This is a genomic window from Sphingobium sp. SG1 (assembly GCF_057063145.1).
Genome location: NZ_JBVVOJ010000001.1, coordinates 689,778 through 704,456, shown reverse-complemented (window position 1 = coordinate 704,456; position 14,679 = coordinate 689,778). Strand labels below are relative to the sequence as shown.

At 62.5% G+C, this 14,679-nt stretch carries 16 protein-coding genes and 2 tRNA genes; 13 read left to right on the top strand and 5 right to left on the bottom strand.

Annotated elements, in window-relative coordinates; genetic code table 11:
- Positions 1-179 precede the first annotated feature (179 nt).
- From AC0KVN_RS04770 to AC0KVN_RS04760, 3 genes are read left to right on the top strand one after another with little or no spacing between them, the layout of a single operon-like run.
- The gene (locus tag AC0KVN_RS04770) at positions 180-1,235 is read left to right on the top strand and encodes a linear amide C-N hydrolase (RefSeq protein WP_435567462.1); all 1,056 of its coding nucleotides are present in this window, start codon (positions 180-182) and stop codon (positions 1,233-1,235) included.
- 18 nt (positions 1,236-1,253) lie between these two features.
- Positions 1,254-1,937, top strand: coding sequence for a hypothetical protein (locus tag AC0KVN_RS04765; protein ID WP_435567463.1), 684 nt, complete (start codon positions 1,254-1,256; stop codon positions 1,935-1,937).
- Complete coding sequence (locus tag AC0KVN_RS04760; protein ID WP_435567464.1) at positions 1,883-2,059, top strand: hypothetical protein; 177 nt, start codon at positions 1,883-1,885, stop codon at positions 2,057-2,059. Before AC0KVN_RS04765 ends, AC0KVN_RS04760 begins: the two co-directional genes overlap by 55 nt.
- A 6-nt stretch (positions 2,060-2,065) precedes the next feature.
- Here the strand turns inward: AC0KVN_RS04760 and pth are convergent, their stop codons facing one another.
- From pth to AC0KVN_RS04740, 4 genes are all read right to left on the bottom strand, one after another.
- On the bottom strand, positions 2,066-2,635 hold the full coding sequence (gene pth, locus AC0KVN_RS04755) for an aminoacyl-tRNA hydrolase (protein ID WP_279727926.1): 570 nt from the start codon (positions 2,633-2,635) through the stop codon (positions 2,066-2,068).
- An 88-nt stretch (positions 2,636-2,723) separates the two neighbouring features.
- Positions 2,724-3,335, bottom strand: a complete 612-nt coding sequence (locus AC0KVN_RS04750; protein ID WP_004207310.1) for a 50S ribosomal protein L25/general stress protein Ctc — start codon at positions 3,333-3,335, stop codon at positions 2,724-2,726.
- A gap of 115 nt (positions 3,336-3,450) precedes the next feature.
- Complete coding sequence (locus AC0KVN_RS04745) at positions 3,451-4,341, bottom strand: TraB/GumN family protein (protein ID WP_435567465.1); 891 nt, start codon at positions 4,339-4,341, stop codon at positions 3,451-3,453.
- Positions 4,342-4,345: 4 nt separating this feature from the next.
- A complete protein-coding gene (locus AC0KVN_RS04740) occupies positions 4,346-5,272 on the bottom strand; it encodes a TraB/GumN family protein (RefSeq protein WP_435567466.1) in 927 nt (308 codons plus the stop codon).
- A gap of 134 nt (positions 5,273-5,406) precedes the next feature.
- Here AC0KVN_RS04740 and AC0KVN_RS04735 point away from each other — a divergent pair, with 134 nt between their 5' ends.
- The 3 genes from AC0KVN_RS04735 (at position 5,407) to ppdK (ending at position 11,120) form a co-directional block, all read left to right on the top strand.
- Positions 5,407-6,279, top strand: a complete 873-nt coding sequence (locus tag AC0KVN_RS04735; protein ID WP_004207307.1) for a glycine--tRNA ligase subunit alpha — start codon at positions 5,407-5,409, stop codon at positions 6,277-6,279.
- Positions 6,279-8,282: a glycine--tRNA ligase subunit beta gene (gene glyS / locus AC0KVN_RS04730; protein WP_435567467.1), complete on the top strand. Its 2,004-nt coding sequence runs from the start codon at positions 6,279-6,281 to the stop codon at positions 8,280-8,282. The genes AC0KVN_RS04735 and glyS overlap by 1 nt, the downstream gene beginning before the upstream one ends.
- A gap of 138 nt (positions 8,283-8,420) precedes the next feature.
- Entirely contained in the window at positions 8,421-11,120 is a 2,700-nt protein-coding gene (ppdK, locus tag AC0KVN_RS04725; protein WP_136187349.1) for a pyruvate, phosphate dikinase, read from the top strand.
- A gap of 64 nt (positions 11,121-11,184) precedes the next feature.
- Here ppdK and AC0KVN_RS04720 read toward each other — a convergent pair whose 3' ends face one another.
- Positions 11,185-11,676 carry a hypothetical protein gene (locus tag AC0KVN_RS04720; protein WP_435567468.1) on the bottom strand — a complete coding sequence of 164 codons (492 nt, stop codon included), beginning with the start codon at positions 11,674-11,676 and terminating at the stop codon, positions 11,185-11,187.
- Between the two features lie 138 nt (positions 11,677-11,814).
- Between AC0KVN_RS04720 and AC0KVN_RS04715 the strand changes: the two genes are divergently transcribed.
- From AC0KVN_RS04715 to AC0KVN_RS04685, 7 genes are all read left to right on the top strand, one after another.
- Positions 11,815-11,891 (top strand) — tRNA-Arg (locus AC0KVN_RS04715).
- Positions 11,892-11,997: 106 nt separating this feature from the next.
- Complete coding sequence (locus AC0KVN_RS04710; protein WP_004207303.1) at positions 11,998-12,177, top strand: hypothetical protein; 180 nt, start codon at positions 11,998-12,000, stop codon at positions 12,175-12,177.
- Positions 12,178-12,270: 93 nt separating this feature from the next.
- Positions 12,271-12,453, top strand: a complete 183-nt coding sequence (locus tag AC0KVN_RS04705) for a hypothetical protein (protein ID WP_048937173.1) — start codon at positions 12,271-12,273, stop codon at positions 12,451-12,453.
- Positions 12,454-12,574: 121 nt separating this feature from the next.
- Positions 12,575-12,651, top strand: a tRNA-Arg gene (locus AC0KVN_RS04700).
- A gap of 229 nt (positions 12,652-12,880) precedes the next feature.
- Entirely contained in the window at positions 12,881-14,173 is a 1,293-nt protein-coding gene (locus AC0KVN_RS04695) for a tyrosine-type recombinase/integrase (protein ID WP_483655967.1), read from the top strand.
- A gap of 38 nt (positions 14,174-14,211) precedes the next feature.
- On the top strand, positions 14,212-14,388 hold the full coding sequence (locus tag AC0KVN_RS04690) for a helix-turn-helix transcriptional regulator (protein WP_483655966.1): 177 nt from the start codon (positions 14,212-14,214) through the stop codon (positions 14,386-14,388).
- A 57-nt stretch (positions 14,389-14,445) separates the two neighbouring features.
- Positions 14,446-14,661 carry a helix-turn-helix transcriptional regulator gene (locus AC0KVN_RS04685; RefSeq protein ID WP_483655965.1) on the top strand — a complete coding sequence of 72 codons (216 nt, stop codon included), beginning with the start codon at positions 14,446-14,448 and terminating at the stop codon, positions 14,659-14,661.
- Positions 14,662-14,679: the final 18 nt, after the last annotated feature.

The window sequence follows — 14,679 nt, the reverse complement described above, 5'->3', positions numbered from 1 at the left end:
GTTCATGCTGCACTGCGCAATGCGCTTTGTCGCGCCGAAGGTGCGGGCGGCCGTGATCGCATGCGATTACTGCGCAAGAGACGGGTTGGCCAAAGCCGTCATGCGGGTTATCACCCATGGCAACTATTCAGAAAATCGGCATTTTCAGTGACAGTATCGTGACCTTTGTAGGAGGTTCCATGTCTCGTCTGCCCGCTTTCCTGTCCGGTCTTGCGCTGCTGACGGCGCAACTGGCTTCGGTGTCGGCCGATGCCTGCACGCGCCTGGTCTATCATGGTGCCAATGACGATGTGATCACCGCCCGGTCGATGGACTGGAAGGTCGATGTCGGCACCAACCTCTGGATCTTTCCGCGCGGCATGGCGCGCAGCGGGGAGGCCGGCCCCAATTCGGTCAAATGGACGTCCCGCTATGGCAGCGTGATCGCCACCGGCTACGACATTTCCACCACCGACGGCATGAACGAGGCAGGGCTGACCGCCAATCTCCTGTGGCTGGTCGAATCCGAATATCCGCATTTCGATGGCAAGCAGCCGGGCATGAGCATCGCCATCTGGACCCAATATGTGCTCGACAATTTCGCCACGGTGAGGGAGGCGGTCGACGCACTGGGCAAGGAAAGCTTCGTCGTCGTCACCGACAATATTCCCGGCGAGGAACGGCTCGGCACGCTTCATCTCGCGATCTCGGACGCATCGGGCGACAGTGCCATCTTCGAATATATCAAGGGCAAGCTGGTGATCCATCACGGCCCGCAATATCCCGTGATGACCAATTCGCCGGTCTTCGATGAGCAACTGGCGCTCAACGCTTATTGGAAGGATATTGGCGGAACGACCATGTTGCCGGGCACCAACCGCTCGGCCGATCGCTTCGCCCGCGCCTCCTTCTATGTGAATGCCATTCCCAAGAGCGAGGATCCGGTGACGGCGCTGGCCAGCGTGTTCAGCGTGATCCGCAATGTCTCGGTGCCGCTCGGCATCTCGACCCCCGACCAGCCCAATATCTCGTCGACCCGCTGGCGCACGGTCGCGGATCACAAGCGCAAGCTCTATTTCTTCGAATCCGCGATGACGCCCAACAGCTTCTGGGTCGACCTCAAGACGATCGACTTTGCGCCTTCTGCCAAGGTGAGGAAGCTCGATCTTGGCCCGAACCAGGCGAAAACCTATTCGGGCGAGGTCAGCGGCCAGTTCAAGGATGCGCCGGCCTTCAAATTCCTGGGACTGTCCTGATCGGCCGGGAGCGCCGCCATGCGATATCTTCCTCTATGCTGCCTGCTCGCCAATGCCCTTGTCTATGCCGGACCGGCCTTGGCGCAGGAGGTGCCGGCGCAACTGTCCGATGACATGCCCGATCAGGGCTGGCATCTCACCGTCACGCCCTATGTCTGGGCGGCATCGCTGCACGGCAATGCGGAACTGGCTGGGTTCCGCACCAGGGTCGACATGCCCTTCTCGGAGATATTCGACCATCTCGACTTCGTCACCATGGGAGAAGTCGTCCTGAGCAATGGCAAGGTCGGCGCCTATGTCGATGGCCAATATGTGAAGACCAGTCAGGACGCATCCGTCTATCATCAGCAGGTGGGACTGGGCATCAGGAAGGCCCATGTGTCGGGCGGCCTTTTCTATAATATCATCGACCATCGCATGGCGGAGCGGACCGTCCATGGGGTTCGGCGGCGCTTTACCTTCGCGCCGGTCGTCGGTTTGCGCTGGTCGAAATTGTCGGCCGATGTCGCGGCGCTGGGCCTGACGGCCAATCGCAAGGCCGACTGGACGGAGGTGCTGGCCGGCGTCCGCACGGCGGGCGATATCGACCGTCACTGGGTGATCGACGCGCGCCTGAATGCCGGCGGCTTTAGCGATCGGAAATCCAGATGGATAGCGAGGGAACGATTGGCTACCGGCTGCGCCTCGCCGGCCTGCCACTGACCGTGCGCGCTGGCTATCGCTTCGTCCATCAGCAATATCGGATGCGCGACTTTACCGGCCAGCAATTTCGCTGGAACGTCTCGCAGGAAGGGCCGCTATTGGGCCTCTCGGCGCGCTTCTGATCCGCCTCAGTCGGCCAGCCGCAGCGCCACTTCGTTCATGAAGCGGGCGTCGTCATTCTTCGCCAGCCATTCCGCCTCGGCACCGATCGCGCCCAGCATGTCGGCCAGCGCGTCCATCTCGCTCTTATGGTAATTGCCCAGCACATAGCCATGGACCTTGTCCTTGTGGCCCGGATGGCCGATGCCCAGGCGCACGCGGCGGAAATCATTGCCGATATGGGCGTCGGTCGACCGCAGGCCATTATGGCCGGCGTTGCCGCCGCCGCGCTTCACCTTGACCTTCATCGGTGCAAGGTCGAGTTCGTCGTGGAAGACGGTCACGTCCTGCGGCGTCAGCTTGTAGAAGCGCATGGCCTCGCCGATCGCGCGGCCGCTTTCGTTCATGAAGGTGGCGGGCTTGAGCAGGATGATCTTCTCCGGGCCGATCCGCCCTTCCTGCACCCAGCCCTGGAACTGCTTCTTGGGCGGCGAGAAGCGATACATGTCGGCGATCAGGTCCACGGCCATGAATCCGACATTGTGCCGGTGCATCGCATATTGCTGCCCCGGATTGCCGAGGCCGGCCCAGATCTGCATCGTCTATCCCGCATGAAAAGAAAAATCCCGCCCGCCGGTTAGGCGGACGGGATCGGAATTTCCAGCCTGCAAGCAAGCTGTAAGGCGATTACTCGCCTTCGCCCTCGGCGGCTTCGCCTTCGGCGCTCTTCAGAGCCGAGGGAGCGACGATGGTGGCGATGGTGAAGTCGCGGTCTTCGATCGCAGCCTTCGCGCCCTTGGGCAGGGTCACGGCGCTGATGTGGATCGAATCGCCGACTTCGAAGCCCTTGAGGTCGACGACGACGTCATCGGGGATCTCGGCGGCATCGACGACCAGTTCGACGTCGTGACGGACGACGTTCAGCACGCCACCCTTCTTGAGGCCGGGCGAGGCGTCTTCATTCTCGAAGCGCACCGGGACAGCGACGGTCACGGTGGCATGTTCCGAAACGCGCAGGAAGTCGGCGTGCAGCGGACGATCGGTCACGGGGTGGAAGGCCACATCCTTGGCGAGGGTGCGGACGGTCTTGCCGCCGACTTCGACCATGATGACCGAATTGAAGAAGTGGCCGGTGCCGAGCTGCTTGTTGAGGAGCTTTTCCTCGACGTGGATCGACAGGGGTTCTTCGTTCATACCATAGATGACGGCGGGTACGCGGCCCTCACGGCGGAGGGCGCGGGAGGCTCCCTTGCCTGCCCGATCGCGTGCCTCGGCCGACAGCGTAAGCTGCTCGCTCATTGCGTGTCTCCAAAAGCAAATTTGATACAATTTTCCCGCCACGCCTCCAGGGATGACCATCGCGGGAAGGCGGCCCTGTAGCAGAAAGCGGCGATAAAGCAAGTTTAGCGTTGGCTTATTGCACGCGCGTGACCTTGTAGCCTTTGGCCTTGAGCAGATCGACGAGATTGTCCTTGCCGGTCAGGTGGCCGGCGCCCACCGCGATGAAGGGGCGGCCCTTCAGCTTGTCGACCGCGCCGACCCAGTCGCGGTTGCGCGCGGTCAGGATCGCATCCTCGACCACCGGATCGGGCTGCTCGCCATTCTGGTCCTCCTTGGCGATCGCCTCCATGTCGCCCTTGGCCCAGGCGCTCAGGATGCGATTATAGAGCGCCTTCATGTCCTTGGCTTCATGGATGGTCTGGATCAGCAGCTTGCGCTGCGCCGCTTCGGGCAGGCCGTCAAAGGCGCCGAACTGGCGCTCGACGGTTTCGAGGCCACCGATCGGCCGGCCCTTGAAGGCGGCGATCAGCACCGGCTCGACGCCATTTTCCTGGCTGACGTTCAGGTTTTCCTGCGACGCGGCGGACAGCAGCATGGCCGCCGCCCAGCTTTCATAGCCCGACAGCGCCTGTGCGCTGGTGCCGCCTTCCTTGACGATCCGGTCGAGTTCGGGGCGCTCGCCCGCCGGCACGCGCGCGTCGAGCGCGGGCAGGTTGGGGCTGCGACCCATGCTTTCGAACAGGCCCAGCGTCTTCTGCTGGTCCTGCAGGTCGGCGGCCTCCAGCACCAGCTGGTCGGCATCCTTCCAGGCCTGCTTGATCGTCGGCGTCTGCCAGTCGACCCCTTCGGGAAGGACATGGATGGTGCCGAAGATCCAGCCGTCCAGGCCGGCGCGCTCGACACGCCACAGTGCCGGGCCCTGGCCGGCCTCGACCTTGGGGGCAGGGGCCTTCTGCTCGCTGCCGCACGCGGCGAGTAGCGCAAGACCGCAGAGGGCCAGGAAACGGATCATCCAGCTTTTCATGGCCTTATTCCCCCTGCTTCACACGCGCGCTGGCGATGCCCAGTGTCTTCAACTGATCCTGCACGCTGCCCTTGCCGGCCAGATGGCCCGCGCCGACCGCGACGAACACGGTGCCCGGCTGATCCAGTCGCGCCTTGATCCACTTGGCCCAATTGGCGTTGCGGTTGATCAGCAGCACCTGCGCCAGTTCCGGCGTGGCCTTGAGCGAATCGTTCATTTCGTCCGCCAGTTTTTCCGGCTGGCCGGTCTGCCAGTGACTGAGCAGGGCGGCGAACTCGCCTTCCATCCCGTCCATGCCCTCGACCGTGGCGTTGAGGAACTGGACCTGCTGCGCCATCGGCAGGTCGGCGAAGAAATTGAGCTGCTGCTCCACCGTTTCCAGCGCGCCGACCTTCTTGCCGGCCTTCTCGGCAGCGGCGCGCAAGATCTTTTCCGCGCCGATGTCGGACTGGTAGCCCAGCTTCTGCAGCGGCGCGACCGACAGGATCATGCCGGCCATCCACGGATTGAACGCCTCGAACGACTGCCAGGGTACGCCGGCCGCCACCATCGCCGCGCGATATTTCTGTGCGGCGTCGGGCGCTAGGCGGGTGGACAGGGCGACCCGGTCGGTCGCCATCGCCTTGCCTGCCATCATCTGCGCCATCTCGCCGGGATTTTCCGGCTCGATGATTTCCAGCACCAGTTCGTCCGATGCGTCGAACGCCTGCTTCACCCCGCCCTTGAACCAGTCGATCCCCGGTTTCAGCACATGGACCGTGCCGAACAGATAGATGGTCGTGTCGGCGTCCTTCACCTGCCACAGGGCAGGGGCGACGTTGACAGCGATGTTGACGGGTTCGCGGGCGGCGAGGGGCTGGGCCTGGCCCCAGGCGCCGAGCAGCAAAAGTCCCGCGGAAAGCCAGCGGGACGGGAAAGCGGTCAGTCTCATGTCCCTTCCATGCGGGCGCCGGGCGCGCAGGGCAAGCGGCTTAACCCTGTTCGACGCGGCTTTTCCTTGACCCTTGGCCCGCGCTGCGCCAAGGCGCGGCCGACCATAATCTGTCATTATTGCAAGGACCACCGGTGGCCGAGGGCAAAGCGCTTTCCTTCCAGGACCTCATTCTCACCCTGCACGCCTATTGGGGCAAGCAGGGTTGTGTCATTCTTCAGCCCTACGACATGGAAGTGGGGGCGGGTACATTCCACCCGGCGACCACGTTGCGCAGCCTGGGCCCCAAGCCCTGGAACGCGGCCTATGTCCAGCCCAGCCGCCGTCCGACCGACGGTCGCTATGGCGAGAACCCGAACCGGCTGCAGCATTATTACCAATATCAGGTGATCATGAAGCCCAGCCCTGCCAACCTGCAGGAGCTATATCTGGGCAGTCTCAGGGAAATCGGCATCGATCCGCTGGTCCATGACATCCGCTTTGTCGAGGATGACTGGGAAAGCCCGACGCTGGGCGCCTGGGGCCTGGGCTGGGAAGTCTGGTGCGACGGCATGGAAGTTACCCAGTTCACCTATTTCCAGCAGATGGGTGGCTATGACTGCAAGCCTGTCGCGGGCGAACTGACCTACGGCCTCGAACGCCTCGCCATGTATATCCAGGGCGTGGACAGCGTCTATGACCTGAAGTTCAACGACCAGGGCGTCACCTATGGCGACGTGTTCCTGGAAAATGAGCGGCAGATGTCGAAATGGAATTTCGAGGTCGCCGACACCGAAAAGCTGTTCCGCTGGTTCAAGGACTGCAAGGCCGAGTACGACCAGTGCATCGCCAATGATGTGCCGCTCGCGGCTTTCGAGCAGGCGATCAAGGCCAGCCACACCTTCAATCTGCTGCAGGCGCGCGGCGTGATCTCCGTGCAGGAGCGCGCCAGCTATATGGGCCAGGTCCGCGACATGGCGAAGGGTAGCTGCGAAGCGTGGATGAAGACCAACGGATGGACCGCCTGATGACCGATTTCCTCCTCGAACTGCGCTGCGAGGAAATTCCCGCGCGCATGCAATTGAAGGCGTCCGATGATCTGGCGCGCCTCTTCACCGAGGAACTGGCCAAGGCCGGGCTCAAGCCCGCGTCGATCGACAGCTTCGTTACGCCGCGCCGCCTGGCGCTGATCGCCCGCGACCTGCCGCTGGAAACCGCGGCGGTCAGCGAGGAATTCAAGGGCCCCCGCACCAGCGCCCCGGCGCAGGCGCTCGAAGGCTTTCTGCGCAAGACCGGTCTGACCCAGGATCAACTGGAGGATCGCGACGGCGTCTGGTTCGCCGTGGTGAACAAGCCCGGCCGCGCTACCACCGACGTGCTGGCCGAAGCCGTGCCGGCAGTCATCCGCGCCTTCCCCTGGCCCAAGTCGATGCGCTGGGGCGCGGCCAGCGCCACCACCGAAAGCCTGCGCTGGGTCCGCCCGCTGCAGGGCATCATCGCGCTGCTCGGCGGCGAGATCGTCCCGCTGTCGATCGAGGGGGTCGAGGCTGGCCGCGAGACGGTGGGGCATCGCTTCCATTCGACCGGCGCGATCCGCATCGACGGCGCCGACGACTATGCCGACAAGCTGCGCGCCGCCTATGTCATCGTCTTGCATCAGGAGCGTCAGGCGATCATCGAGGCGAAGGCCGGCGAGGCTGCGGCGGCCAAGGGCTATAGCGTGATCGAGGACAAGGGCCTGGTCGCGGAAAATGCTGGCCTGACCGAATGGCCGGTGCCCTTGCTGGGCGATTTCGATCCGGAATTTCTTGAGGTTCCGCCCGAAGTCATTCAGCTAACCCTGCGTATCAACCAGAAATATTTCGTTCTGCGTGACGCGGACGGGAAGTTGGCACCGGCCTTCATCTGCACCGCCAATATCGAGGCGAAGGATGGCGGCGTGGCGATCGTCGCTGGCAACCGCAAGGTGCTGGCCGCGCGTCTCAGCGACGCCCGCTTCTTCTGGCAGCAGGACCGCAAGACGCCGCTCGCCGAGCAGGCGAAGAAGCTAGGCCGCATCACCTTCCATGAGAAGCTGGGCACCGTCGCCGACAAGGTCGAGCGCGTCGCCAAACTGGCCGAATGGCTGGCGAGCGAAGGCATCGTGCCGAATTGCGACCCGGCGCTGGCGCGTCAGGCGGCGGAACTGTGCAAGGCGGACCTCGTCACCGAAATGGTCGGCGAATTCCCCGAATTGCAGGGCGTGATGGGCGGCTATTATGCCCGCGCCGAGGGACTGCCCGATGCGGTGGCCGATGCGATCCGTGACCATTACAAGCCGGTCGGGCAGGGCGATGACGTCCCCACCGCGCCGATCACGGTGGCGGTCAGCCTGGCTGACAAGCTGGATACGCTGCGTTCCTTCTTCGGTATCGATGAAAAGCCGACGGGTTCGCGTGACCCGTTCGCGCTGCGCCGTGCGGCGCTTGGCGTCATCCAGATCGTGACCGCCAATGGTCTGCGTATGGCTGTTGCAGAGGGCGACCTGCTCGACTTCTTCGCCGACCGTCTCAAGGTCCAGCAGAAGGAAGCGGGCATTCGTCATGACCTGATCGACGCGGTGTTCGCGCTGGGCGGCGAGGACGACCTTGTCCGCCTGCTGGCCCGCGTGAAGGCGCTCCAGTCCTTCGTCGCGACCGATGACGGTGCCAATCTGCTCGCGGGCTACAAGCGCGCCGCCAATATCCTCAAGAAGGAAGGCGTGGAGCAGGCGGAGGCGATTTCGCTTTCCTATGAACCCGAAAAGGCGGAAGCTGATCTGATCGCTGCGCTCGACGCGGCGGAACCGCAGGCGGCACAGGCTGTCGCGGCCGAGGAGTTCGAGGGCGCCATGGCGGCGCTGGCGACGCTCCGTGCGCCGATCGACGCCTTCTTTGAGACCGTGACGGTGAATGATGCTGATCCGGCGAAGCGCACGACTCGCCTCGCGCTGCTGGCGCGGGTCCGTGATGCAGTGCACAATGTCGCCGACTTTTCGAAGATTACAGGATAAGGAAACGAAATTCCAAAATCTGCGGGAAATATGCGAAGTTAAGCGGGATAAGTCCTATCCCCTAATGGCTTGAGCCGCTAATTGCGGCATTATTATTGCAACGCACAACTCGGCAATCAGTGCAGGGAGAGCCGGTATATGGTTATGACGGAAGAGGCCCAAATGAGCACCACTTCGACGCGCTATGTTTATCGTTTCGGCGGTGGCGTGAACGACGGGGGCAAGGGCGACAAGAATCTGCTGGGCGGCAAGGGCGCGAACCTGGACGGCATGGCCGCGATCGGCCTGCCGGTGCCGCCGGGCTTCACCATCACCACCGAAATGTGCACCCGCTATTATACCGATGGCGGCGTCTATCCCGAGAGCCTGAAGGCGGAAGTCGCCAATGGCATCGCCCATATCGAGGCGGTTACCGGCAAGAAGTTCGGCGACGCGGCCGATCCGCTGCTGGTTTCGGTCCGCTCGGGCGCGCGCATCTCGATGCCGGGCATGATGGACACTGTCCTCAACCTCGGCCTCAATGACGAGACTGTGCTGGGCCTGGCCGCTGCATCGGGCGACGAGCGTTTCGCCTGGGACAGCTATCGCCGTTTCATCCAGATGTATTCGGACGTGGTGCTGGAACTCGATCATGGCGCATTCGAGGAAGCCCTTGAAATCGCCAAGGAAGATCAGGGCTACACGCTCGACACCGAAATGACCGCCGACGACTGGAAGGCACTGGTTTCGGAATATAAGGCGCTGGTCGCCAAGCTCTGGAACAAGCCTTTCCCGCAGGATGTCGCCGACCAGCTCTGGGGCGCAATCTCGGCCGTGTTCGGCAGCTGGCAGGCGGACCGCGCCAAGGTCTATCGCCGCCTGAACTCGATCCCCGGCGACTGGGGCACGGCCGTCAATGTGCAGGCGATGGTGTTCGGCAATATGGGCGACACGTCGGCCACCGGGGTTGCCTTCACCCGCGACCCCGCCACCGGCGAGAACGCCTATTATGGCGAATATCTGATCAACGCCCAGGGCGAGGACGTCGTTGCTGGCATCCGCACCCCGCAATATCTGACCAAGCAGGCGCGCGAGCGGGCAGGGGCCAAGCCGCTGTCGATGGAAGAGGCGATGCCCGAAACCTATGCCGAACTGGCACGGGTGTTCGACATCCTCGAAACCCATTATCGCGACATGCAGGATATCGAGTTCACGGTGCAGCAGGGCAAGCTCTGGATGCTCCAGACCCGCTCGGGCAAGCGCACCGCCAAGGCCGCACTCAAGATCGCGGTCGAAATGGCCAGCGAAGGCCTGATCTCGGAAGAGGAAGCCGTCGCCCGCGTCGATCCCGCCGCGCTCGACCAGCTTCTGCATCCGACCCTCGATCCCAAGGCGCCGCGCGATGTGCTGACCAAGGGCCTGCCGGCCTCGCCGGGCGCAGCCAGCGGCGCGATCGTGTTCGATGCCGACACCGCCGAGCGTCGCAACGAACTGGGCGATGCCGTCATCCTGGTCCGCGTCGAAACCAGCCCGGAAGATATTCACGGCATGCACGCGGCCAAGGGCATCCTGACCGCACGTGGCGGTATGACCAGCCACGCCGCCGTGGTGGCGCGCGGCATGGGCCGTCCCTGCGTCTCGGGCGCGGGCAGCCTGTCGATCGACAATGCCAACAAGATACTGCGCATTGGCAGCCGCGAGCTGAAGGAAGGCGATATCCTGACCATCGACGGCGCCACCGGCGAAGTCATGGCGGGTGAAGTGCCGACCGTGCAGCCCGAACTGGCCGGCGATTTCGGCATCCTGATGGCCTGGGCCGACAAGGTCCGTCGCTTGAAGGTGCGCGCCAATGCGGAAACCCCGCTCGACTGCCAGACCGCGCGCGACTTCGGGGCCGAAGGCGTGGGCCTGTGCCGGACCGAGCATATGTTCTTCGACGCGGCCCGCATCACCGCCGTGCGCGAAATGATCCTGGCCGACAGTGAGAAGGGCCGCCGCGTCGCGCTCGACAAGCTGCTGCCCGAACAGCGCGACGATTTCGCCCAGATCTTCATGGTGATGGCCGGCCTGCCCGTGACCATCCGCCTGCTCGATCCGCCGCTCCACGAATTCCTGCCGCATGGCGAAGCGGAATTCGAGGAAGTGGCCAAGGCGGCGGGCGTCGGTGTCGAGGCGCTGAAGCGTCGCGCCGCCGAACTGCACGAATTCAACCCGATGCTGGGCCATCGCGGTTGCCGTCTGGGCGTGACCTATCCCGAAATCTACGAGATGCAGGCCCGCGCCATCTTCGAAGCCGCGCTGATCGTGAAGGAACGGAGCGGCGAGGCGCCGATCCCCGAAGTCATGATCCCGCTCGTCGCGACGAAGAAGGAACTGGAACTGATGAAGGCGATCGTCGATCAGGTCGCCAAGGACGTGTTCGCCGAGCAGGGGGCGTCGGTCGACTATCTGGTCGGCACGATGATCGAACTGCCGCGCGCGGCGCTCAAGGCCGGTGAGATCGCCGAAGTCGGCGAATTCTTCTCCTTCGGCACCAACGACCTCACCCAGACGACGATCGGTATCAGCCGTGACGACGCCGGCCGCTTCCTGACGCAATATGTCGACAAGGGCATCTTCGCCCGCGATCCGTTCGTCAGCATCGATGTGGAGGGCGTGGGCCAGCTCATCGAACTGGCGGCCGAACGCGGCCGGGCGACCCGCCCCGGCATCAAGCTCGGCATCTGCGGCGAACATGGCGGCGACCCGGCCTCGATCGCCTTTTGCGAGCAGACCGGCCTCGATTATGTCTCGGCCTCGCCCTATCGCGTGCCGATCGCCCGCCTCGCTGCGGCCCAGGCTGCTCTGGCGAAGAAGTAAGAGGAAAGGGGCGGGAGGCAACTCCCGCCCTTCTTCGTTTCAGGGGGCTCAGGGTTTCAGGGGGTCAGGCCTGGCCGGTAAGGCGGCTCAGCAGGCCCGGCTTCTCGCCCCGTTCCAGATGGTGCGCCTGGCCGCGCCAGTCCTCATGCGCGATCGTGCCGGGCTTCAGGCCCAGGCGGGCTTCCAGCGTCGCCTCCTGCTCGCCATTCAGCGCCGCGATCTGGCCATAACGGTGATAGCCCGCCTCGTTGAGCGCGATCTCCTGCGTCTGGCTGATGCCGTTTATGCGGCTGAGGTCATCGCGGCCCTGCACGCCGCCTGCAACCGCCGTCGCGGTGCCGGGGCTGATCGGCGTGGACTGGCGCTCCAACTCGGTGATCCGTTCATTGGCGGCATTCAGCCGCGCATCGCGATCCCGGATGGCATGGTGGTGGGCGCTCTGCTCCTCGCGCCACAGCCGCTTATATTTGCCCCGGCCGCTCATCATCAGGCCAAGCACCAGGCCGGCCAGCAGCGCCACCAGCAGCAGCGCAATCTCATTGGGTGTGAAGCTCATGTCGGCATCCTTTCCAGCGTCGAAACGATCGGCCCGCCGGGAAGTTGCCGAAAACGCCCATGGTTCGGGCATTGTCGAAAAAAGTGAAAGAAAGTGCTTGCCAGCACCGCCGGACGCTTCTAACAGCGCCACTCCAACGCACCCGTAGCTCAGCTGGATAGAGCATCAGACTACGAATCTGAGGGTCGGACGTTCGAATCGTTCCGGGTGCACCATTTTCCTTCATCGCTGAACAATCGAACGCAACTTACTGTGGTTGCTTGAGATTTTGCCGCGTCAATCGGCATTGACGCCGGGCGCGATCTGGCGAAGCATTCCATCATGCGCACCACATTGGGCATCTGCACCCGCAAGGCACGCTATGCCACGGAGGAGGAAGCCTGGGCTGTCGTCCATCGGGCCGATATCGTCCTGCGGCCTTATCGCTGCGCGCTGTGTCGCCAATATCACCTGACCAGTCGAACCAAGGGCATGCGGCTGCGGCCACCCTATCGGGAATGACCGATCAGAGGCCAAAGCGGTTTCCAGATTATTTTCCCTGCCGAAGTCAGCATGCTAGGATCGACGCATCGTTACGACATGCGGGGAATATCCATGGTCTGGATCGCACGCCTCCTTCTGTTCATCCCGTCGCTCGTTGCGGGCTGGTTCGTGTCGCAGGAAGACCCGCGCTATTGGGTGATTGCGCTGGCGATCGGCCTCACTTTCCTGGCGCTGGGCATAGTTGCGGCCATCTATATCCCGATTCTCCATCCCTGGCCGCGCCGGAAGCGATAAGGCGACGAGGGGCAAGTCCCGGAAATACGGGCTTTTGTCGGCGATTTTCGCATAAATTTCACATTGATGATTTTTGGGGGTTGCCAGATCAGCCGGGCCCTTATATCTGCGCCTCCACAACGCACCCGTAGCTCAGCTGGATAGAGCATCAGACTACGAATCTGAGGGTCGGACGTTCGAATCGTTCCGGGTGCACCATTTTTCCGCGCTATTTCAGTATTTTACGCCGTTTGCCATCGTCGCAACTGGGGCCTAATGGTCCCGTAGCATACGCTTTTTCATACGGTGGCGGTAACTGCTGGTAACGCTGGGTAATCCTCGGGTTGAGGTAGACTTCGCAAATTTGCAGCCATTGATCGGATGAGAATAATGAAATCCGGTCACCCCATCCCGTATGCCAGCCGTATGCTACTAACGGGAATGGCGTATGAAGGTCACATGGAACCATCAGGGGCTCACTAGCCTCAAATGCGAAAAGGGTCGATTTCTCGATCCCAAGGGTAACCGACTCGCGCTCGTCGTCACCGCTGCCAGCAAGACATGGCAGTGGCAGGCGCGCGTGAAAGGGGTGCCACGGACGCTTACGCTGGGGAAATTCCCCACGGTGGGCCTCGCCGACGCGCGGGCCAAGGCTGGCGAAATTCAGGCCGATCATGACAGCGGAATTGACGTTTACGTCAAATATGGCGCTGGCGCGAAGAACCTGCCGCCGGAGGAAGCGCCGAGTCGCCCGCCCGGCATCATGACCTGTCAGGAAGCATGGGACCGCTATATCGGCGGCCTGAAGGCTGGCACGAACATCTATGGCAAGGCGTCGAACAAGCCCCGCACCATCATCGAGAAGGAGGGGATGTGGACGCGGCTCTGGAAGGAGGAAATCGGCTCCACCCTCATCACTGAGGTGACCGAAGACCTGCTCTATGACGTGATCACGGAGCTTCGTGAGGATGGTTTCCTTGGAGCGGCCAACAGCACGACTCGGTATATCAAGGCGTTTTTCCAGTGGGCACGGCATGACAAGCGGACCACCGGCCTGAGGATGAACCCGGCTGAGGACCTCCCTCTTTCGGAAACGAGAAAGCGCGACCGCATATTGACCCCATCGGAAATCCGCTGGCTTTGGTCGGTTCTCGATCGTGAGGAGGAAATCTGGGCCGATGCCTATCGTCTCGCCCTGCTGACTGGTCAGCGCAAACTGGAAATTTTCGGGCTGCGTCGCAATGAAGTGAATGTTGCCGGTCACCACCTGATGATTCGCGCCGAACGGATGAAGCACAGTCGGGATCATATCGTCCCGCTGCCGAACGAGGCATGGAAGATCGTCGACCGACGGATGCGTGCGACCAATTCGGCCTTCCTGTTTCCGAACATCGACGGGGACAATCATCTCACTGGCTGGAGTAGAAAGCAGGCCAACATCGCCAACGCTCTGTTGCAGCATGCGGCGAAGCAAGGTCATGAAGTGAACCATTGGATGTTCCACGACCTGCGGCGATCCTACTCTTCACACTCGAACGGGATGCAGGATGAGCGAGGGAACCGTCTCGTGGCCAAGGATCATATTGAGCGCGTTCTGAGCCACGTTATCGGCGGGGTTGAGGGCACCTATGACCGCAATGACTACTTCGCGGAGAAGCTTCGTGCGCTCACTCTGTGGGAGGAGCATCTCATGGGAGCCATTCTCGGCAAGAAAAATATGGAATTGGCGCAAGCGGCTTAGGCAAGGTCATCGGGTAACCAACGGAAACGACAATACCCATGACTACACAGACCACTCTGCTGACCTACAAGGACGTAACCGCGATTGCACAAGTGACCCGCAAGACGATCTGGAAATGGGAGAAGGAAGGAAAGTTCCCAAGCCCGATCAAGGTCAATGGTATGGTTCGGTGGCGCTCCAATGATGTTGATGACTGGGTTGCGGCGCTACAGTGATCCTTGCGTCAGATGGACTTCCATGGGATAATCCCGATACTCTATAGGGAGCATTTCATGGAAGCCGTCTACCAGCCAGCGCCTGATAATCAACCGACGATCCTACCAAAGCTACTTCTCACCTATGATGAAGTGGCGCAAACGGTTGGGGTGGTTCGACAGACCGTCTGGAAATGGGTTCGTGAAGGCAATTTCCCGCAACCGGTAAAAGTCAGCGGCACTGTCCGGTTTCGCGCCCGAGACATCGAGGACTGGGTCAACAACCTGACGTGACAAAGGGGGCTTCGGTCC